Here is a 19,803-nt window from a genome sequence, read left to right on the forward strand (position 1 = left end):
ACAGTTTTGTCCCCCCTATACGTCATTCCATAATCAGAGCAAACTTTTTAATCTTGGTCTTGGTTGCCACTCCATGAAAAGTAGCAGGAACTTCTTTTTCTCCTGCTAATACTATGGTCTTATCCAATAACAATTCAACGAGTGCAGGAACAAACATATTCTTTGCAATGGAGTAAATGAATTGCAGTTTGTCCTTGTACTTCTCCTGTACCGTTTCATTGCAAGGGATTTCGCTTGGAGTGGTTAAGCCATCTTGTGATTTTCTGGTGAGTATGGTGTATTTGAGTTCGTAAACTTCTTCATCTTCTCCTCTGGTACAAATCAGGTAAAGGTCGTTCAAGGTTTCCCCTTTAAAGCCAATGACCTTTAGTTCTTCACCAACTTTTATAGCTTCTGGGAATACTGCAAGTTGGGTTTTCAATGTTTCAGCGAGTGCGCTAACGTCTTTCTGTACATTTCCTTGTGCTATTAAATACTCTTTTCTGTTCATAGTTGTGGGGTAAAATAAAGTGTTAAACATTTCGTTTTTATGCAGCTATTGGGTAGGGGTGTAAATGGTTACACTACTTTACTGCTTGAAATAAACACTATATTTCAATTTGACCTTTATATTGTCATGGGGAGGGGTATTTTTTCAGCTAAGGTATATATGTGTCTGCTATATTTAAGTTGGTGAATTTTTCTCTAAAGTGTATATATAAGCCAATTTTTCAAGTTTTTCCACCAAAATAAAATTCACTAATTGAGTGAATTTATCGATATAATTTCCTATCTTTGTGGAGTAAAATAATACAATATGATTGTAGAGTTTGAACAGGAGTATTTAAGTGAGCTATACAAAACAGGGCAATGTAAAAGTAAAAAATACAGGTTTCAGCCTAACGTTGTCACTAAGTATAAAAAATGTATAGACATTCTTATATCTGCTAATCGAATAGAGGATATATTTCCATTTCGTTCTTTAAACTATGAAGTCCTAAGTGGAGATAAAAAAGGAATATCATCTATCAGGGTAAACTCACAGTACCGCATTGAGTTTACAGTAAACAAGATAGAAGATAAAGAGCCTGTTCTGACCATTTGCAATATACTTGAATTGTCTAATCATTATAAATAAACGATTATGAACAACGACTTAAGACCATATATGCCAACCCACCCAGGCGAGGTATTAAAAGACGAATTACAGGCAAGGGGAATCAGCCAAAAGAAATTTTCTTCATTGATAGGTGTTTCTTATACAATGCTGAATGAAATACTAAACGGTAAACGCCCAATATCTGCTGATATGTCTTTACTTCTTGAAGCAGCATTAGGTATTGATGCTACTATCTGGAATAATATGCAAAGTCGCTATAATCTTGAAACGGCAAGGCGTGATACTTCTTTCGCATCTAAACTTGACTCTATTCGTCAAGCATTTAGTGCTGCCTGTTTTTAATAGCATAAATATATTTCCACTCCTAAAATTCAGGTGTCCATTTTTTATTTATATAATACATAACCTGTGAAAAAAGTGGACAGCTAAAAGAAGTAAGTATATACCCCTGTTTTTTGAGTTGGCATAAATGAGAGGCTGAAAATTAAAGCCAAGTTATTTCTAAAGTTAATCTATTGCAGTGAGACATTTTCATTTTGTAGTACATAAAGAGAGTCCATATAATTTTGTCTCACTCTCTAAAGTTCATATATGTATAGTCTATTGGCTTGTAAAGGTTTATGTCTAAAGAATAAGTTTGATTATTCAGTAATTAATTCTTTCAGTAATAAAATAGCTTTCCCTTCACCTGATTTCCAGACTGTATCAGTCTTAATATCTCTTATTGATATGCATGAAAAAACAGTATCTTTAAAATAGGCTTCTTCATTTTTTACATTATTATCAGTGAATAAAAGTTGAGATAATATGGTATATTCTTTGTCGTTTTCTATAGTCCGCATAAAATCCTGATTATTACTTTCGATAACCAGTGTATTGGTAATAGTATCAGCAATTAAAGGTTCTAAAATTTTGATTTTTACGGCAACTGTAGCACCATATGTGAATTTGAAAGTATCACAACAAATCTTGGATAAAGGAAATAAACGTCCGTCTTTTTTTATTTTTAGAATGACCTCCTTATTTACATACAATTTAGGTGTTAATTGAAAACGCTCAAAGTAATATTTTGATTCTTCCATTTTATCTTTAAACTCTGCCGAATTTGATGGATATTTATATTGACCAATCAAAGAATCGATTTTCCTTTCTAATTTTTCGACTAAATCTGTTGCATTTATAAAGCGGTCAATAGTATGATTTTTTTGTAATTCTTTCTTAAATAATTCTAAAGATTCATGCTTTTCTCCAAAATCGATATTATCAATCTGAACTGAAGCAGTCTCATCAATTAGATATATTAAAATTTCCTTATCTTTTTCTATGGCTTTTTCATACTCTAATTGAGTGTAAGATTTTCCGCTTTCTTCCTCTATACTTCCCCAACGATTGGCAATAATACCAATGTATATATTCGATTGTTCAACCTCTTTTAGGCAGGTTGTTAATGGAGAATCTTTACGAGCTCCAAATTCTTCCATTCCAACAATATTAACATCATATCTTTTTAGCAATTCCCATACAGCTTTTCGTTCTTTGACTAAATCTTTATAAGTTGACGATATGAAGATTGTTTTTTTCATAAGGTTTATTATTTTTTTCAAATATATATGATTTTAACTTATAACTATAATTTTTGCTCCCTAAACTTAGTCTGGTGATAAATTTTGAAAAAGGTATATAAGACATAAATTCTAGATTTTCTCCACCACCAATCCTTTTACAAGTTAAGACTGTATTCTGGTCATTATTTTCCTGTTCTGCTAAGGATGCCAATAAAAAATGAAGTGTAATTTTGAGTTGGTAATCCTGTTTCAACTGTGCGCTATGTTCTTTAGTTTGTGGGGTTTGCCTTTAGTACCTTTGCATCATAATTATGCGAAGATAAATAGTTTTTCAAATCCCACTTTCACAATCATTGCGCAATGAACAATAATGATAAAGGAGTTATTGCTTCTGGTTGGTTTGGACTGGAACATCACAGGGAAATACATACGGTTGACTTTTACCGTCATATTGGAATGGAAACCTTGTGTAAGCTCTATCCTGAAATATTTAAGCCAGAAATTTGGCTGTCTGAAAATCCACCTCAGATTAAACAGCCTAAAAAGAAGTTAGTAAAGCGAAGCAAGTAAGATTGTTGTAAATGAAGAAAGCCGTATTCCTTTTTAGTTGGGAGTACGGCTTTTGTCGTTTAATAGCTAAACCTTTAGGTGGAAAAATAGCACTTTTCTTACAAAACATTCAGCCTCTGTAAGAGGTGCAAATGTCGAAATAGTGACTAATGGAGAGTACACCGTCAGGTGGACTCTCTGAAAACAAGGAGTAAAAGCACATCCTAATCTAAATAAATTACTGTTTTAGGCTTCTCAGGTTCTGGTTCTAATACCTTGCCATCAATAATTCTGACAAAGTAATTCAGACTGCTAATGTTATCAGGTAACTGGTCTGTTCTCTTTTCCAATCTTTCTTTTATACCTTCTGCGCAACCTGATACACCTAATATCCTACCTATTAGCCTATGGTCATAAGGAGGGCAAATTATTCTCTTACTTTTACAAAACTCATAAATGGCTGTATATGCTTCTTTTAGCTTATCCCATTCATTTTGTGGCATTTCTATTGGTGGATAACCATTGTAAAATAATCCCTTCCTAATAGTATATCCTTTTCCTTTTTCATTTGGAGTAACTAAACCATATTCCTGGCATTGCTTCATTAGTCCTGCAATAGTAGCATAAGAGAGATTCATTTGTTTCTCCATGTCCCTGTAACTGTACAAAGTAGTATCAGTAAAATTCAGGCAAACACATTTCAGCATCAGAATAAAGCCCTTAATAAATGACTGTTCTTTTAGTGGTAAATCACCTATCTGAACATCTAATAACTTACGGTCTGCCATAATATAACAGGTATCTGGAATCTGCGTAGAATAGTCAGTTAAACGTCTGGGCTTACCTTGTGGTGTCTTACCACTAAAATAGCTGTTGGGGGTGGTAAATCCTTTTTCTGCCAGTTCTTTCAAATACTTTTTCAAAGTTGATTCAGGAATACCTGTTTTATCCCTAAGTGTCTTATGAATTACATGTGATTCTCCTGTATTAAAGTCAGAATAAAACATGAGTGCCAAAAATGTGGCTGCCTCTTTATTGTTCAGGCGAATATGCACATCATTTCGTATTCTCCTGTACGATAATTTATTTTCGTCCATAATTTTCTGCTTGATATAAATTCCATTTTCAAATCAGTTTCCCTGAAACCGGATATTAGTTATTAGTTTTAGTTATTAGTATATAGCTCAGTAATATATCAGGTGGAGGAAGTAAAATATATCACCTGAGAAAATCGTCACTAAACTGTATCTGAACACTGTTTTTTTGATGTCAGGGTGTCCCGTTTTGGAAATAAAGCATATCTCCAATCCTGTTTTTAGGACTTTGGCTTTACCCATAGTGCACATCAGAGCAAAACCAAAGTATTCTTTTAAGTTGGAATTATTGTTTCAGGTCAGCCAGAACTGAATTAAATGCTTCCTCATAGGCTTTCGCTTCCATGCTGTGACCTTTAGCGGCAATAAAGTATTTCTCCCAATTGGTTTTATTTATAGCATTCAGCACCTGTTCAACCTTAGATAAATCAGAATCATGGTTTTTATAGAAGGCTTTCAATCCTGCCCCCAATCTGCCGTTTAGTTTGTCAGTTGTCAGGAATGGGTGTTCTTTGCAGATTTGGCAAATGGCATCACCAATCGTTTCAGTTGCCTTAGATAGCTGAATCCTTTTAAAGTCATCCATTGTCTTATAGCCCTGTTGCAGTGCTTTCATCTGCTTAGGTGTTAAACTGGAAGTACCAAAGGTGTAAACATTCATCAGGAATGCCGTAATGAACTTTTCTTCCCTCTTACTCAGGATATGGTCTGTGTGCTCATCATTGGTTGGGATTTTGGAATTGTAAAAATCATCATTTTTCCACGGCTTGCCATTGTTTCGCAGGGCAATGTATTGTAGCACGTCCATGCCTTCTGGAATTTCCACCTCTATATAGCTGGGTTCTGCTTCCATGTCAGGGAACATAAGGGCTACTGTCCTGTGTTGCCCATCGACACATACCCCATCGTATAGGTGGTATTCACTTTCTGGAACTGTTTCCATTTCGATTTTGAAATTACTGATAGTAGGAATACCTTCCCCTTTTTCTCTTTTCAGTACAGGTTTTAACAGACGCCTGCCACCCAATTTATTTTGTGCCTGTTCTATTGGGAGAAATTCAACAGGCATAGTAGGAATAAAGCCCATAGCTTTAATCTTGTTGTAGGATTCTACCACATTGGCTTTATCAATCTCACTGCGGTTACCTTCGATAAATAGTAAATTTTTCATACCATTTTTAATTGAGTTCATTACTGCTGTTTCATTTACTGATACTGAATTTTCCATAATGTTTGGTTTTTAAAAATTAATACTTCATTTATTCAAACAATCGTAAATGAGGTGGCCACCGTCAATTGTTGATTGTGATACAAAACTACTTCTCTGTTAAGGCCTGTGTTATAAAGAATGAATGCCGTTTCGTGGTTTATTCTTTAGGTATTATCAGAACTCTTGTTTTGTATTGCAAATCAACTCAAATCTGAAAAGCTGTGTTATAAAGAATAAGTGCTAATTGACAGGCTATTCTTTAGGAGTTTTCAGCTCTGTTTTGATTGCGAAAGCGAAGTTGGGAAAATCAATGTAGGAGGGTTATAAAGAATGGGAGTAAAAGGATAGTGTATTCTTTAGATAGTTGAATATGAATACACTTAGGTGGTATTTAGATATAAAAATTCCCTGCCGTATGACAGGGAGAAAAGATTACCAAAGTCTGAAATTAATAGTTTCGTTTGTATGGTTGTTAGGTGAGGTCCTGTATATGTCCTGTGGTTTCATGTCCCATTTAGGGGTATAGTTCCGTTTTTCCAGACAGGCTATTTTGGCATTCAGGTTATTTTCATCATCATTCTCTGATGCAAGGTCTAAGAGTTCAAGAAAGTCAAGCGTTAGGCGTATGATGTTACTTTTAGGTTTTATGTTGGAATGAGTAGTTAAAAGGTGATATGTGCCCATCATCATCAGGGCAAATGCAGCATCCAATTTTCTGCCTTTGGAGGAATAGACCGTTTTTAGTTCTTCCTCTGCTTCTTCTTTGTTTTCTACTCCTAAAAAGGTATGCAAATATTCTTCCAAAGCACCCACAAACCAACCTGCGGTATTATCTATCTCTATTCTTTCTGCTCCTGCTTCAATTCTGATTGGTAGAGGTGTTTGGAATCCTGTTTGTTTATTGGTAGTTGTGATATGCCCTTTTAGAAAGGTAAGGAGTTTAAGCATTTCAGGACGGATATGTTTAGAATATTGGTCGAACATATCCCTTTGCTCTAAATAGTCAATATCAAAATTAGAATGGTCTTTGCCAAAGTTGTCGTATTTCCTGTATAATACACTTGCAATCCATAAGCAACAATATATCTTTTCCTCGTTTTCAAAGGGAGAGTATTTATTTATGATGGCTTCTAACTTATCCAAAAATTGATTGTCACATTCAGCTAAATGTATATGTGGAATATGGTTTATGTGTTCATTATTGACCTTTAGAAAATCTTCTACTCTATGATATTTAGCTTCAAAAGCCTGTTCTATTTCTGGTTGAATATGGAAGCGTTGATATGCAAAGTATTCTGTCAGCCAAGGTTCTATATCTTTGAGAATAGAAACGGGAAAAAGATAGGGTTCTGCCATAATAAAAGAGTGTTTGTATTAGTAGAGCAAAATTAAAAAAATACCCCCTCACTCCAATTAAAGAAGTGAGAGGGTTTTGGGTTAGTTTTCTTCTGTATAAAGTTTTTGTTTTAGTTGGTTCATGTGTCTGCTGGTATTTTTATTCATAACCTGTGCATAGGCTGCTTCTGTTACGCGTATGGAGGAATGTCCTAATAATTTACTGACAATTTCGATAGGAACGTCATTATTTAGCAGTATTGTACTGGCGAATGTTTTACGTGCTGTATGTGTGGTCAGCCGTTTATTGATACCTAATATTTCTGCAATTTCTTTCAGGTAGGAGTTCATACGTTGATTACTAATCATAGGTAATAATGGTTTATTAATAGGTTCGTTACCTGTTATATATTTAGAAAGAATTTTTTGTGCAGGAGGTAGTAGGGGAATCTCCATACTGTTACCTGTCTTTTGACGTGTCATGTTTATCCATATTTCATTATCCAATCCTTTTATGAGATGTGCTTTACATAGATTGGCTGCTTCTCTGTAAGCTAAACCTGTGTAAACGGAAAACAGGTATAAGTCCTTTACTTGCTCTAATCTGTGTTGTGTGAAATGATAATTTTCTAATTGTTCAATTTCTTCATCAGTTAGAAATGTAATAGACTTAGTACCAACTTTCAATCGCTCATACGCATTAAAAGGATTCTTTTCCAAGTAACCACATTTTACTGCATATTTTGCAACTTCAATAACCTTTTGCAGTGTTTTATTGACGGTATTGGGTATTTGCTTGCGGTCTGTAAGAAGATATTGCTGAAAAGCAGCTATAAATTGATAATCCAGTTTTTTCAAAGGTATATCGCTCATATTGTATTGCTTCTTAATAAAATTGATTGTGTGGTTATATACGTCTTTGAATTTTCTGTATGTATCTTTGGAATATTCTGTTCCTACAAGTTTGCCCATCACATCAAGGCGGTCTTTCATTAATTTTAGAAAAGTATCACCTGTTAATTCTGCCCCGCCTTTAAGTTGGAAATAGAGGTCTTCAATACTAAATGTCCCTAACGTATCAATTAATTTACGTTCACAGTCTTTGATTTGTTTGGTTAGGCAATCCAGTTTGAAATTAATGAATTGTACTTCTTCGTTTCTGCCTTTGGCTTTTTGTTTTACAGTATCCCAATTATTAGCCTGTACATATAAACCTGTGGCAAACTTTTTAGGAGTGCTGTTTACTGTAATTCTACAATAGATTGGGGCTAATCCGTTAGTGGACTCTTTTGAGTTGTAGTGGAAGTAATAAATAAGGGTTTTTGATAGCATAATAATGACCATTAAATGCCACTGCTTCTGTTACTTATGAAGATATTTGGTCCACCTTGAAAAATGGACCAGATTTAGGAAAATAAGTGGACCAAATAATGGACCAGAATACGAAAATTTATAGGTTGTGAGAAAAAGAAAACCACTGTAAATCAGTGGTTTAATTCTAATCGGTGGAGCAGCAGGGAATCGAACCCTGGTCCAAACACGGAATCCATATGCTTTCTACATGCTTAGTCGCTTATTGGTTTTCGACGATGGTCCGGAAAGTGACACCCAAGCCATCGCTTATCCTCTTAAATTTTCGCCTTTCGCCAAAGGTGGGCTAAGACTAACCTTAAATTGACTGCACCCCGTATGCCGACCGGAATAAGGTGGAACCACCGGCGGGATGTCCCGTCCCCGTTCCTTGAACAGGGATTAAGCCTTCAATCTTCTAAAGATTAGGCAGCGAGAGCGTAATTATTTTCGCCAACTAAAATTTTGTGTCCGGGATTTACGGGCCGTTTCACTGCTCCCGACATGCTTACATACCTATTCTTCATGCTGTCAAATCCAGGTCTGCCCCATGGTATGCGAGGACAAAGATAGGAAGAAACCCGGTAAATCATATCAAAAGAGACTTAAATTTATAATTTTTGGTAGTTATATACATATTTATACCTACAAACGTACATTTCATGTAAATATCTATATAAATACCAAAAATGAAATCGTGCAGATCCGGGAAGGTTCTGCACGATTTTTATTTTGAATGAGGGGTAAAATTATTCTCCGATCATAAAATGATGGTATCCCTTCATTTTTTGCCAACTGCCCCGGGTGAAATCGGGGACCTCGACGGGCATGCTGTTGTTTTCGATGGAGAGGCGGGTGAGTTCGCCCAGACAGGACCATTCGGCTGCGTCATAGACATCTTGATCGAGAGGGAGGCCGTGGCGTAAACAATATACCAACCGGTAATCCATGATGAAGTCCATGCCACCGTGTCCGCCGACTTTTTTGGCTTTTTCCTCCAGTTCTTTCTGAATGGGGTGTTTGTATTGCTCCATCAGCGCCTGTTTCACATCTGCCGGGACGAACGAGTGCATACTTAAATTTTCGTGATCGGGTACACCTTCGACTTGCTCCGGAGAACGGAATGTATAGCCTTCTACCGGATACTTGTTGGCGAAACCTTCGGTGCCGGTCAGTTGGTACATCCGGGAATAAGGCCGGGGATTCATGACGTCGTGCTGGATGTGCATGGTTTGGCCGTTTTCGGTCATAATCATCGTCATCGTATGGTCTCCGTTCTGAAAATCCTTACCGTCCCGTTTGTTGATCTTTTCTACCAGTTTCGGGCCGGTCAGGGCTTTGGTATCCATAGAAACGAGGTAGTTCATTTTATTTCCCCGGTGGATGTCGAGGAGTTGACAGGCAGGTCCCATGCCGTGGGTGGCATATACATCCCCCCGGTATTTTTCATTGAAATCCAGCCGCCAGTTGCCTTGATAGGCCGCCCAGAATTCTTCCAGGTTGTGGATATACGAACCTTCGACATGGAGGATATCACCGAACAATCCATGTTGGGCCATATTCAGGGTGGTGAGTTCGAAAAAGTCGTATACGCAGTTTTCCAGCATCATACAGTGCTTGCGGGTCTTTTCGGAAGTATTGATCAGTTGCCAGCATTCATCGAGATTCATGGCTGCGGGGACTTCGATGGCGACATGTTTACCGTGTTCCATGGCGTAAACGGCTATGGGAGTATGCAGCAACCACGGAGTGACGATATATACCAGATCGATATCGGGGCGTTCACAAAGTTGTTTCCAGCCTTCTTCTCCACTATAGGCGGCAGCCTGGGGACGATTGTTTTTGATGAGGATCTCCTGGGCTTTTTCTACCCGTTCGGGATAAAGGTCACAGAGGGCTTTGATGGCGGTACCTTCGATTTGGGTAAAACGATAGACGGCCCCCGGGCCGCGCATGCCTAATCCGATAAAACCGACCCGTACGGTGTCGAGGGGTGCACAGCGAAGGCCTATGACGTCTGTCTGACCGGCCGGACGTTCCGGAATAGCGGTGCGAATCAGATTGGGAGTCGTTTGATCCGAAGATTTAGGACATTGGCAACTGCTGATGCCCAGGATCAGAAAAGCGGTCAATAGGTAAGTGATTTTTTTCATATAATTACTGATTTGAGAGTTGATTAATCCAGGCATTCATTTCTTCCAGATGACTGTCTATGCTGTGGAGATGGGTCAATTGAGCCAAGGTCCGTTGCAGGTTGTGTTCGGGATATTGGATTTTGTAGTATGTATCTCCGTTGAGGTAATCGGTCAGAAAACGGACGGTTTGCATATAGGTTAGAAGTTGTGCCCCATAGGGTAACAATTGTTTTTCGATAGGGGTAAGGAAGGCACTTGCCGTTTCGAGATAGCCCCGGGCAAATTCCCGGAATATTTCCATATCGAGACCTACCCGGTCCAATTCTTTATCGTCTTCTGCTCCTTTATTGGCAGCGGTACGGATAAAGTCACCGAAATCCGACAATACAAATCCAGGCATCGTTGTGTCGAGGTCGATCACACAGAGAAAACGGTCATCCTGATCGAACAGCATATTGTTGACTTTTGTATCGCAATGGGTAATGCGTTTAGGTAATTTTCCTTCGCGATGAAGCCGTTCAGCCCGGCACATTTCCTCAGAACGTCCGAGCAATTCATCCACGATCGGTTGCACTTTAGCCAGACGGGCCGCTTTGTCTCGAGCGATTGCTTCCCGGAACTGTCCGAGGCGGAATTCCATGTTGTGAAAGTCGGGAATGGTCGCTCCGATCGGTGGATTCGGAATGTCTGACAGAAAGTATTGAAATTCTCCGAAAGCTCTTCCGGTCTGATAGGCCAGGTCCGGTGTCACTTGTTCGAAAGTCTTCGATCCGGCGATATAAATAGTCAGCCGCCAGTAACTGTTGCCGTCGTAATAATAAAGCCTTTCATCTGTAGCAGGTACTAAAGTCAATGTCTTCCTGTCGATATCGTTTGCATTCCGTTGTTGCAAATGGTAACGGATACGGGAGGTAATGTAACGGATATTTTCCTGTAATAAAGGAACATCCGTGAAAATAGCCTGATTGATGCGTTGTAATACGTAATCCGGGGTATCGGGATATCGGGTTGTTACCAGGAAGGTATCGTTGATCAACCCCGATCCTAGCGGTTTTATTTCTGCCACCTCTCCCGAAATGGCAAAATGTGAAGTGATTGCTTTTAAATCTGTCATGAAAATGGTGATAAAATGATCTGCTAAAATAGTCAATTTTCCGAAGAATTGGAATTTTGATTTCTGAATTAAATTTTCTGAATTTTTTTTGTTTGTGTTTCTCGCGGAAAGGGGTAATTTTGTGAGGGAGATGTATAGCATAACTCCTCACTACGTTCGTCAGATACCACCGGTCAATGAAAGAAAAAGGCAGACGACCGACAGAAGCGATCGCGTTCCCGGACACGAATACCGAAGACGAACAAATACCGAAATAATCCTGCCGTTTTTTAGTGACAACGGTTATGGAAATCAAATCTGATCACTGTAACCGTTGTCACTGAAAAAGATAGGACCTGAAAGTTGAAAATTACTCCGTAATCGTTGAAAAGGATGTGGATTTTCAACTTCAAAAGCCTTGATAAAAGATAGTATACACTTGTTTCGTCGGAGTTTTAATACCTTCAGAGAAATGGGTGGCTGTAATGGTTTCTACATAACCGGACATGTTGAAAGTATAACTGAATTCTGTTCTGCTGCCTTTTTTGTCGCTGATCGAAGCCAACAGATTTTGGCTGCGTTTCCCTAGCAAACCGACCATCGACAGGTAGTCCTCCTGATAAAGTTGATTAAGGTCCAGGTTGGCTTTATTATTTTCTTCCGTGGTGTACGTGAAGGTTTCCAGAGTAGCATATTCAGCGTCACTTGTGATTTTTTCCTGTGTTTCTACTCTGTTTTGATCCGACCATATATATTGGAACTGTTCCTGGTCGCTACCGATATTTTGTAAACGGAAATTTTTGTAACGATATACAATCGATATGGGCTCTTCATTACTCATCATGTCGAAGTAAGTTGCCTGATTTTCCCTGATATGGCCTTGTTCGTTCAGCATACATTCGCTGTAAAGTTTTTGAGTAACCTGATTGTTATTTTCATAAATATTCTGCTCATAAAATAAACGGTGATCTTCGGGCATATAATTTATATGAATATCCGACAGTATCGTTTCATTTTGAATTTCTTCACCTTCGATATTTTCTGTATAAATGCCTGTTTTTTCAATATACTGAATTTGGTCATCGTTGTAACCGAATCTGATTTCCAGCCAATTATTCCGGTTTTCTACTCCTTCTGTGATTTCTGTGATGGTAATGCGCTCCACCCAGGCTTCGAAGGGATCCGGTTCGTAAGATTCCGGGAAACTGCCGTCCTGCCGGACAGCTTCCTGATTGATTGTGATTGTTTCGGTTTGGCTTTGACAGTTTAGGTCGATTCGAACTGTCCGGGGATTTCCTGTCGTGTTTTCATCTAATAATATTTGCACGGTATGTTCCCCGGCTTCTTCTCCGGCAGAAGGGGTTACGGTAACCCAGGAGCGGGCTTCATCGTTTTGGATATAACTCTCCCACGAAGAGGTGGTGGTAAAAGTGATCTCGCAGGAGGGAGAGTCGGCATAAGCTGTCTGATTGAGTTGAGCAGGATCGGACAGGGTTATAAATTGATTGGAAGGATTGCCTCCGCCGCCTCCGTCGCCTTCGCCTTCATAATCGGTAATCACATTGGTATAACAGGCTGTCAGGCATACAGCAATAAACAACTGAATGAATAGTAATATCTTTTTCATGATTAAGCTGATTTAATATTAAAATCTGAAGGATAGGTAAACACGCATTCCGTTGAATTTGGATTTTCCGGGTGCCGGCTCCTGTTCGTCTTCTTCGGAATCACCGCTTCCGAAAGATTTAAATTTACAACTTCCCTATCTGGACTCCACTCCAAGGCCGATAACTCCGTAAGAGATACCGCCGCCGGTGATAAAATAAGAAGCATAGTTTCCCAGGAGGGTATCGTCGTCGTATAAAGCTGAAAAACTGGGGGCAAACCGGAAATAAGCGTTGACGTTTAGTTTCCCGACCGGGTTGACGGTAACAGAAGGACCTACTTGCATGCCGATTTCAGCTTGATGGAAATTACTGGTTTCTGGTTCTTCTTCCTCATCGTAATTGTCTTCCCAACGGTATTCGAGTTTGTAATTGGTGTAATTCAAATCGAACCAGGTGGCGTCGAGACCGAAACGGATCAAACCGGCTATCGGTTTTTTATGAAGATAAAAAGTCCTGCCGACGGTGAAAGCTGCTCCGAAATTACTTTTGAGCGTTTGATCCATACCGAAGTAAGAAGCCGGTTCGAATTCCTGCTTTACAAAACTCAGATTGCGGTACTTTTTACGTAAACGATTGTTATTTTCCTGTGCCGACACCATACTTGACCAGCATAGCAAAGCCAGCAGAATGAATGAAATTTTTTTCATAATGCAATGAATTTGAATTTTATAACTGATGTTCAAATCGTTTTATGACCACAGACTCCGATTGGCCGGTTGATTATAAAAAGAAAGTGTGGAGCCTTGCTTTATCTGACAGGAGGTTCTGACAAAACCCGAATACAAATAAACAATACCCCACACTTATCCGTATGTACTTTGACGATACATCAACAGACAAGTGATGAGTGTTTGTATTGATTATCCTTGTATTCTCGAAATTGTCAGATTTCCTGTCAAGGATAAAAGTGAAACACTTTCATCTTTAAAATGCTATCCTGTAAAGGACGCAACAAAGATATGAAATGTTTTCGATACTCACACTTAGGGGTATTGTTTTAGTTCAAGATTGAGTAAGAACAATCTTATTTTTCTCCTTTTTTTGTTAGAAATACAAACCTTTCCCGGAGACTGCTCCTTCCGAGCCTCCCAGAAATGATATTATTCCGACTTATAAGGTGATTTTTCGTGACAAAGATCAATGACAAGAACCGGATCCGGTTCAATCCCGATTTTACTATTTCCCGGGGAAATCAGGAGAGTTTGTCCTGGAATAGCAGTATGGAAAACGGGGATACCTTAAATCGAACAGAAACGAAAGCCATCAATAAAAACGATAGTAAACGGGCAGGAGGTAATTTCTCGTGGATGCATGCTTTTAAAAAGACAGGACGTACCTTGACATTTCAATTCAGTGGAGGGTATAATGAATCGAATTCCGGTGATTATCAGCATATACACGAGAAAATAACCGAGCGGGGAGATAGTTTGCGTTTTCAGAAAAACGATAATGAACGGATAAACTATTCAATGGGTACCGGATTGTCTTATTCCGAGCCTTTGACGAAGTTTGCGCGTATTAGCTTCAATTATCATTTCCTGACGAGTAAAGATCAGTCGGACCGGCATAGCCTGGCTTACCGGGATGCCGTATTCGAAGAGCTGATCGGGATAGATACGGCCTTAACGAATAAATCGATCAATAAACAAGTCAGTCAGAATTTCGGGGTAAATTATAATTATCATAAAGAGAAAGTTACGCTGAACGGGGGTGGTTCGTTGCGTCTGATGCAGATGGAAAACCGGAACAGGTTTATCGGGAAACCCGATTCTTTGGTCGGATCCAACTATCTCGATATTTCACCCCGGGCAGAGCTATCCTACCGGATGAGTGAGAAACGGAATGTCAGTGTCAACTACAATGGAAATACTTCTTCTCCGTCGGCCGTGCAATTGCAGGATGTATTGAATGTCAGCAATCCCTTACAAGTATCTAAGGGAAATCCTGGATTGAAAAAGTCTTATTCGCATCATCTTTCGATGAGGTATACCAGTTCGGAACCGATGAATTCCCGGTTTTTCTGGGCTAATTTCGATGTACAGCAGACGATCAATCAGATCTCTTCCAATGTAAAATTTATCGGTAAAGACACCTTGATCGATGGATATTTGGTGTCGAAGGGAGGTTCGTTGACCATGCCGGTGAATTTGAATGGGATGTGGAGTATGAATGTACATACCAATTATTCGATGCCGGTGAAAAAAATCCATTTGGATTTCGGGGGAGATTACAGTTATTCGCATCAACCCTCGATTTACGATGATCAGCAGAATGTCACTCAGATGCATCGGGGACAAATCAGTATCGGCGTCAATACCGACTTATCGGAGAATTTCGACTTTTATTGCCGGCATGCTACAAGCTATTCCCATTCCCGGAATTCATCCACCGGTAAAGCTCAGAATCTCGAAGAGACGGTAATGGCCAATTGCAGGTGGCTTTTCTGGAAAGGTTTTTTTGTGGGAGGAGACTATTTTTATACTTATTATTGGAACAAAACAGGGACAGTGACCAGCCGGTCGAATAATCGTCTGAACCTTGAATTGGGTAAGAAATTCGGTAAAAAGAAACAGGCCGAATTGGTATTCCGGGCCAACGATATCTTCCGTGACCGCAGTCAGGTGCACTATTCCGTGACCGATTTGTATACCCGGATGAATAGTTCGACCAGTACGCAGGATTATTATATGCTTTCCTTCTCTTACCGTTTTGACCGGATTGAAAAAAAATAAAGGACCCGCTAACTGCATTCTTTATTCGAATTTTCTTTGCATGATATTGAGTTTTTCTGGCCAGATTTAACAATTCATGGGACAAATATAGGACAAAACTTTGTGTCAAATGTTTCATTTTCCCAATAATTAAACTGATCTTTATTGCTGAATATCACCTGATGGTGTAAAAATTGAAAACAAACTGATGGGAATTCAGGAGAAAATAACGTAAAAAGAAAGAGAGGCTATCATGTAAGTAAATATATTGTTATAATTATCACTAGGTGAAGATTATATTGTATAAATGAGTGAGAATATTGAGAGAATTATAAATTACAATATTATGAAAAAATATTTATTAGGAATTTTATTTATCCTAACCATAATAAATATGGTTGAATCTCGTTTAACAGCTGATCATGAAAATAAAGTCAATTTGAAGACTTTATTGGAAGCAAGTTCTGCTTCTGCTGCAGGTGAATATTCATGCATTTGTGTTAAATGTCCGGAAGAAGAACATGGCTGTCTATATTATGATTATAGCGTACCTGCCGATCCCAATAATCCTGGAAATAAAACAGGATATATTAATGATGGACAAAGCCATTTTTGCCCTGGTTATCAAGGAAGAGGTTGGGTTGAAAAACATGCAATAGATGTAGGATTAAATTGTTATTAGTTTATAGAGAAATATAGTATGTTCTGGATATAGAGTATTTATTACTATGTGTTCAGAACTTTATTTGATATTTTGATTAAAATACCTAGTATGATGAAGAGTCCATATTTTATCTTACTCTGTCATTTATTCCTGCTTTTCTCATGCAATAGATCTCAGAATACAAAAAACAACTTTTTAAAAAATTTCATACCTTCTCATGATATTGAAATTACCGTGCTGGATTCTACCGATTTGGTTGTGGATTTTATACCTAGCATGGTCAAAATGAAAGATAAAATTATTTATTCACAATTTACGGGAGATACTATTTTTTCATCCATAGATTTAATTCATTATAAAAAAAATAATTTTGGTAAAAGGGGAAGAGGAAATAATGAATTTACTGAAGGATACGGTTTAGAAAAAATTAATGATAGTATTCTTTTCATATTTGACAGGACTCTTGCCAAATTGATGTTTTTGCAATTAAGTAATGATACCATCATTTTTTTACCTTCCTATCCGACCAATCATTTTATGCTAGATGTCCACTATGGAAACGACTCGATTTATTTTGTTACAGGAACTGGTAATTTAGAAAAAAACTATGCTTTATATAATCGTAACAGTAAAATGTTAAGGCCCTTTATATCTTATCCTAAAGGGGTGAATGACAATCTGACCTTGAACGGAAAATCTAGAATATATTACAGTCATATTGTTCGTCACCCTGGAATGAAGAAGTATATGGCTTTTAAAGATAAACACCACATAATCGATATTTTAGAAATAAAAAATGACTCACTGATATTAGTGAAAAGAAATATTTTTACACATTTTAAATGGAAAATGGTGTCCGGGGTATATAGACCGAGTGAAAAAGGCACACCCAATCGTGTCTTCACCTCTAAACTTGTCGGTTTATCGAAGTATGTGTGTGCTTTATACAAACAAGATCATTCGGAGTTTATTCTGACCTTTGATTGGGATGGAAACCCTTTGAATAGTTATAAACTTCCCTGTCATTTATTAAATTTTACTGGAGATGATTCATTAAATTTTTATGGTATCGCTTTAATTGGAGAAAATTACAATTTGATTCATTTTAAACTTTAAAGTAATGAAGCTAAACATTTGTATTTTGTTGTTTATATCCTGTATTTCATGCCAAACTTCGACAAAAGAATATACTCAATTTGTTAATCAATATTTAAATAGACAACTTAAATTACCTCAGCATATTTTAATTAAGCAATGTAGTGATTCGATTTATCTTCAAAATCCTGCTAAATATACGAGTGATTCAATTTATAGAATCACAACTTATATTTATGGGGATTGTTATGCTTGCGTTGAAGATCTTATAAAATGGAAACAACTTTTATCACAATTCCCATCAGATAAGGTAAGGTTTCTGTGTTTTATTTATGCTGAGATATATTCATCTTTTGAAATCATGAATGAAAGATCCATTCATTTTACACAGCCCATTATATATGATCCTGAAAATCATTATATAAAAATGAATAAATTGCCAGATAATAAATTGTTGAACACATTTTTAATCGATCCTAACGGAAAAATTGTAGTAATAGGTAACCCTATTATTTCAAATAAAATAGCTACCCTGTATAAAAATGAAATCGATCGAGCGGAAAATGATATTTAGATACATTATGATTCCGGTGTTAGTATTGACTGGTTGTTCTTTTTCTAATCCGTTTTTAAGTCAGTTCAGCGATAAAGGTACTTTGGAATTATTGCCTGTATATACGACAGATATCGATATCTTGAGTAATACGGTTTCAATGGTTATGCTTAAAGATTATGTTGTATGGGACAGGTGTCATGCAATGCGTGGGACAGTTCTTCATACCTATCATATTCCCGGAAAGATACTTTCCCAATATAAGAATGTCGATGGTGCCCATTTATTATACAAACTGAATGATAGTATGGTAACAAGTATTCAATTGGCCAGGAAATGCAGGATGGATATACTAATTCGCGATACGATCAAAGAGGTCGCGACTTATTCTTTTCGTATCAGAAACAAGGATTCTTTTAACTGGTTAGACGACTATTATTTTGTTAGTGTTTATCCGACAGATGAAACAGCAACTTATTTTTTCGGTCAGACTACGACAAAAAAAACACGATATGGTGTATATGAACAGTCTCATCAGGCTTTTTATCCTTCAACTTCCTGTTATCCTCCTACAGAAAAGGAAATGACTTTACTCTCTCCCGACTATTGGAATGACGCGTTTATTATCAAGCAAAAGAACAGAAACAGATTTGCAGTTTTCAGAAAATATTATCAATTGTTCGATTTGATAGATGTAGATCGCTTTACGATAAAACCCGTAAAAAGAATTTCGATTCCTCACACTTTGCTTACCTTTCAAGACCAACTCAATCTGGAGAGGCAGTTGGTTTTTTATTTTTTCCCGGGATTGTCAATAGATTCAGAAAAATACATCATTACTCTCTATCAAAATAACGGGCAACGCTATTTATTATTTTGGACCTGGGAAGGACGTCCCCGATATCGCTATGACTTTCCCAAAGATTATGAGATATATGGTCTTTGCGGAGATGGAGAAAATCAGATATATGCTTTAGGTGTTGATTCTAAAAATCAGTATCAATTATTATATATACGTTGTGATTGCTGATTAACTATCGATTAATAAGAAAAGCAGGAAGAGCATGGGATCTTTCAGTTGCCCCCTCAAACTGGTGTAGGCACTTTTTTTCAGGGATTTTACCGTGTTGACCGAAATGTTCAGGGCTTCGGCGATTTCGTTGTTGTTTTTTCCGTTCAGACCCAATAAAATGATTTTTCGGGTTTGAGGGGGAAGAGTATCGATAGCTTGATGGAGAATCCGCAAAGTTTCCTGATAGGTGATTTCATGCAGAAAATCAGGGTCTTTGGCCTCTGATACCGATTGTGTCTGTTGGTATTGTTGTTTTATTTTTCTGGTGTTTAAGATGATCCAGACAGAGATTCCGGGCTGTGATATAGATAAAAGATTTTGCTTTTTCAGGCACGTCGAAATCCCTTCTGCGCTCATAAAGCCGGATAAATGTATCCTGTGTAATGTCCCGGGCAATAGCATCTTCTTCCGTATATTTCCGGACAAAACGGTATACGGGTTCGAAATAGAGCTCGAAAAATCTTTTAAATCCTTGGCTATTGGTCAACATCCTGTGAAAAACGTTCGTCTAAAAATTGAAACGGATAAAATAAATAAACGTTTTTGCAAATATACATTTTTGATTGTTTTTTTGAGATTTACAAGCCTTTATTTTCCAATGTAAAACACAA

At 37.6% G+C, this 19,803-nt stretch carries 20 protein-coding genes and 1 other RNA gene; 8 read left to right on the forward strand and 13 right to left on the reverse strand.

All coding sequences use genetic code 11. From position 1 onward, the window contains the following. Nucleotides 1-22: 22 nt before the first annotated feature. Nucleotides 23-490, reverse strand: coding sequence for a hypothetical protein (locus ODOSP_RS00320; RefSeq protein ID WP_046404802.1), 468 nt, complete (start codon nucleotides 488-490; stop codon nucleotides 23-25). Between the two features lie 306 nt (nucleotides 491-796). Between ODOSP_RS00320 and ODOSP_RS00325 the strand changes: the two genes are divergently transcribed. Further along, nucleotides 797-1,117, forward strand: coding sequence for a type II toxin-antitoxin system RelE/ParE family toxin (locus ODOSP_RS00325; RefSeq protein ID WP_013610429.1), 321 nt, complete (start codon nucleotides 797-799; stop codon nucleotides 1,115-1,117). Nucleotides 1,118-1,123: 6 nt separating this feature from the next. After that, on the forward strand, nucleotides 1,124-1,441 hold the full coding sequence (locus ODOSP_RS00330; protein ID WP_013610430.1) for a HigA family addiction module antitoxin: 318 nt from the start codon (nucleotides 1,124-1,126) through the stop codon (nucleotides 1,439-1,441). Nucleotides 1,442-1,740: 299 nt separating this feature from the next. Here the strand turns inward: ODOSP_RS00330 and ODOSP_RS18560 are convergent, their stop codons facing one another. Continuing rightward, nucleotides 1,741-2,682: a DUF4062 domain-containing protein gene (locus ODOSP_RS18560; RefSeq protein ID WP_013610431.1), complete on the reverse strand. Its 942-nt coding sequence runs from the start codon at nucleotides 2,680-2,682 to the stop codon at nucleotides 1,741-1,743. A gap of 342 nt (nucleotides 2,683-3,024) precedes the next feature. On the opposite strand from ODOSP_RS18560, the gene ODOSP_RS00340 reads away from it, so the two are divergent. Then, complete coding sequence (locus tag ODOSP_RS00340) at nucleotides 3,025-3,234, forward strand: hypothetical protein (RefSeq protein WP_013610432.1); 210 nt, start codon at nucleotides 3,025-3,027, stop codon at nucleotides 3,232-3,234. Between the two features lie 203 nt (nucleotides 3,235-3,437). Here the strand turns inward: ODOSP_RS00340 and ODOSP_RS00345 are convergent, their stop codons facing one another. The 9 genes from ODOSP_RS00345 to ODOSP_RS00385 all read right to left on the reverse strand — a co-directional run bounded on the left by ODOSP_RS00345 (nucleotide 3,438) and on the right by ODOSP_RS00385 (nucleotide 13,744). Next, a complete protein-coding gene (locus ODOSP_RS00345) occupies nucleotides 3,438-4,310 on the reverse strand; it encodes a hypothetical protein (protein ID WP_013610434.1) in 873 nt (290 codons plus the stop codon). Nucleotides 4,311-4,593: 283 nt separating this feature from the next. Continuing rightward, nucleotides 4,594-5,535 carry a hypothetical protein gene (locus ODOSP_RS00350; protein WP_013610435.1) on the reverse strand — a complete coding sequence of 314 codons (942 nt, stop codon included), beginning with the start codon at nucleotides 5,533-5,535 and terminating at the stop codon, nucleotides 4,594-4,596. 414 nt (nucleotides 5,536-5,949) lie between these two features. Beyond that, complete coding sequence (locus ODOSP_RS00355) at nucleotides 5,950-6,873, reverse strand: hypothetical protein (protein ID WP_013610436.1); 924 nt, start codon at nucleotides 6,871-6,873, stop codon at nucleotides 5,950-5,952. An 81-nt stretch (nucleotides 6,874-6,954) separates the two neighbouring features. Further along, on the reverse strand, nucleotides 6,955-8,184 hold the full coding sequence (locus ODOSP_RS00360; protein ID WP_013610437.1) for a site-specific integrase: 1,230 nt from the start codon (nucleotides 8,182-8,184) through the stop codon (nucleotides 6,955-6,957). A 171-nt stretch (nucleotides 8,185-8,355) separates the two neighbouring features. Further along, nucleotides 8,356-8,752, reverse strand: a transfer-messenger RNA (tmRNA) gene (ssrA, locus tag ODOSP_RS19070). 199 nt (nucleotides 8,753-8,951) lie between these two features. Then, nucleotides 8,952-10,355 (reverse strand): Gfo/Idh/MocA family protein, encoded by a 1,404-nt coding sequence (locus ODOSP_RS00370; protein WP_013610438.1) that lies wholly within the window; start codon nucleotides 10,353-10,355, stop codon nucleotides 8,952-8,954. A gap of 4 nt (nucleotides 10,356-10,359) precedes the next feature. Further along, nucleotides 10,360-11,451, reverse strand: coding sequence for a phosphotransferase enzyme family protein (locus tag ODOSP_RS00375; protein WP_022161352.1), 1,092 nt, complete (start codon nucleotides 11,449-11,451; stop codon nucleotides 10,360-10,362). Nucleotides 11,452-11,839: 388 nt separating this feature from the next. Then, complete coding sequence (locus tag ODOSP_RS00380; RefSeq protein ID WP_013610440.1) at nucleotides 11,840-13,057, reverse strand: BACON domain-containing protein; 1,218 nt, start codon at nucleotides 13,055-13,057, stop codon at nucleotides 11,840-11,842. Between the two features lie 135 nt (nucleotides 13,058-13,192). Then, on the reverse strand, nucleotides 13,193-13,744 hold the full coding sequence (locus ODOSP_RS00385; protein ID WP_013610441.1) for a hypothetical protein: 552 nt from the start codon (nucleotides 13,742-13,744) through the stop codon (nucleotides 13,193-13,195). Between the two features lie 480 nt (nucleotides 13,745-14,224). On the opposite strand from ODOSP_RS00385, the gene ODOSP_RS00390 reads away from it, so the two are divergent. The 5 genes from ODOSP_RS00390 to ODOSP_RS00410 all read left to right on the forward strand — a co-directional run bounded on the left by ODOSP_RS00390 (nucleotide 14,225) and on the right by ODOSP_RS00410 (nucleotide 19,150). Continuing rightward, the gene (locus ODOSP_RS00390) at nucleotides 14,225-15,829 is read left to right on the forward strand and encodes an outer membrane beta-barrel protein (protein ID WP_041556196.1); all 1,605 of its coding nucleotides are present in this window, start codon (nucleotides 14,225-14,227) and stop codon (nucleotides 15,827-15,829) included. 325 nt (nucleotides 15,830-16,154) lie between these two features. Continuing rightward, nucleotides 16,155-16,490, forward strand: coding sequence for a hypothetical protein (locus tag ODOSP_RS00395; RefSeq protein WP_013610442.1), 336 nt, complete (start codon nucleotides 16,155-16,157; stop codon nucleotides 16,488-16,490). 90 nt (nucleotides 16,491-16,580) lie between these two features. After that, nucleotides 16,581-17,588, forward strand: a complete 1,008-nt coding sequence (locus tag ODOSP_RS00400; protein WP_083813694.1) for a BF3164 family lipoprotein — start codon at nucleotides 16,581-16,583, stop codon at nucleotides 17,586-17,588. Between the two features lie 4 nt (nucleotides 17,589-17,592). Further along, entirely contained in the window at nucleotides 17,593-18,141 is a 549-nt protein-coding gene (locus ODOSP_RS00405; RefSeq protein WP_013610444.1) for a redoxin domain-containing protein, read from the forward strand. Next, nucleotides 18,110-19,150 carry a hypothetical protein gene (locus ODOSP_RS00410; protein ID WP_013610445.1) on the forward strand — a complete coding sequence of 347 codons (1,041 nt, stop codon included), beginning with the start codon at nucleotides 18,110-18,112 and terminating at the stop codon, nucleotides 19,148-19,150. The genes ODOSP_RS00405 and ODOSP_RS00410 overlap by 32 nt, the downstream gene beginning before the upstream one ends. Here ODOSP_RS00410 and ODOSP_RS20485 read toward each other — a convergent pair whose 3' ends face one another. Together ODOSP_RS20485 and ODOSP_RS20490 are read right to left on the reverse strand one after the other, a co-directional pair. Next, the gene (locus ODOSP_RS20485) at nucleotides 19,151-19,366 is read right to left on the reverse strand and encodes a sigma factor-like helix-turn-helix DNA-binding protein (protein ID WP_049782790.1); all 216 of its coding nucleotides are present in this window, start codon (nucleotides 19,364-19,366) and stop codon (nucleotides 19,151-19,153) included. It abuts the gene before it with no gap. A 31-nt stretch (nucleotides 19,367-19,397) separates the two neighbouring features. After that, nucleotides 19,398-19,682: an RNA polymerase sigma factor gene (locus ODOSP_RS20490; protein WP_049782791.1), complete on the reverse strand. Its 285-nt coding sequence runs from the start codon at nucleotides 19,680-19,682 to the stop codon at nucleotides 19,398-19,400. Nucleotides 19,683-19,803: the final 121 nt, after the last annotated feature.

Origin of the sequence: Odoribacter splanchnicus DSM 20712 (genome assembly GCF_000190535.1) — a bacterium.
GTDB lineage: Bacteria > Bacteroidota > Bacteroidia > Bacteroidales > Marinifilaceae > Odoribacter > Odoribacter splanchnicus.

Coding starts and splice junctions, on each gene's coding strand:
- ODOSP_RS00320 (WP_046404802.1), bottom strand. CDS start 490: ATGAACAGAAAAGAGTATTTAATAGCACAAGGAAATGTACAGAAAGAC.
- ODOSP_RS00325 (WP_013610429.1), top strand. CDS start 797: ATGATTGTAGAGTTTGAACAGGAGTATTTAAGTGAGCTATACAAAACA.
- ODOSP_RS00330 (WP_013610430.1), top strand. CDS start 1,124: ATGAACAACGACTTAAGACCATATATGCCAACCCACCCAGGCGAGGTA.
- ODOSP_RS18560 (WP_013610431.1), bottom strand. CDS start 2,682: ATGAAAAAAACAATCTTCATATCGTCAACTTATAAAGATTTAGTCAAA.
- ODOSP_RS00340 (WP_013610432.1), top strand. CDS start 3,025: ATGAACAATAATGATAAAGGAGTTATTGCTTCTGGTTGGTTTGGACTG.
- ODOSP_RS00345 (WP_013610434.1), bottom strand. CDS start 4,310: ATGGACGAAAATAAATTATCGTACAGGAGAATACGAAATGATGTGCAT.
- ODOSP_RS00350 (WP_013610435.1), bottom strand. CDS start 5,535: ATGGAAAATTCAGTATCAGTAAATGAAACAGCAGTAATGAACTCAATT.
- ODOSP_RS00355 (WP_013610436.1), bottom strand. CDS start 6,873: ATGGCAGAACCCTATCTTTTTCCCGTTTCTATTCTCAAAGATATAGAA.
- ODOSP_RS00360 (WP_013610437.1), bottom strand. CDS start 8,184: ATGCTATCAAAAACCCTTATTTATTACTTCCACTACAACTCAAAAGAG.
- ODOSP_RS00370 (WP_013610438.1), bottom strand. CDS start 10,355: ATGAAAAAAATCACTTACCTATTGACCGCTTTTCTGATCCTGGGCATC.
- ODOSP_RS00375 (WP_022161352.1), bottom strand. CDS start 11,451: ATGACAGATTTAAAAGCAATCACTTCACATTTTGCCATTTCGGGAGAG.
- ODOSP_RS00380 (WP_013610440.1), bottom strand. CDS start 13,057: ATGAAAAAGATATTACTATTCATTCAGTTGTTTATTGCTGTATGCCTG.
- ODOSP_RS00385 (WP_013610441.1), bottom strand. CDS start 13,744: ATGAAAAAAATTTCATTCATTCTGCTGGCTTTGCTATGCTGGTCAAGT.
- ODOSP_RS00395 (WP_013610442.1), top strand. CDS start 16,155: ATGAAAAAATATTTATTAGGAATTTTATTTATCCTAACCATAATAAAT.
- ODOSP_RS00400 (WP_083813694.1), top strand. CDS start 16,581: ATGATGAAGAGTCCATATTTTATCTTACTCTGTCATTTATTCCTGCTT.
- ODOSP_RS00405 (WP_013610444.1), top strand. CDS start 17,593: ATGAAGCTAAACATTTGTATTTTGTTGTTTATATCCTGTATTTCATGC.
- ODOSP_RS00410 (WP_013610445.1), top strand. CDS start 18,110: ATGAAATCGATCGAGCGGAAAATGATATTTAGATACATTATGATTCCG.
- ODOSP_RS20490 (WP_049782791.1), bottom strand. CDS start 19,682: ATGTTGACCAATAGCCAAGGATTTAAAAGATTTTTCGAGCTCTATTTC.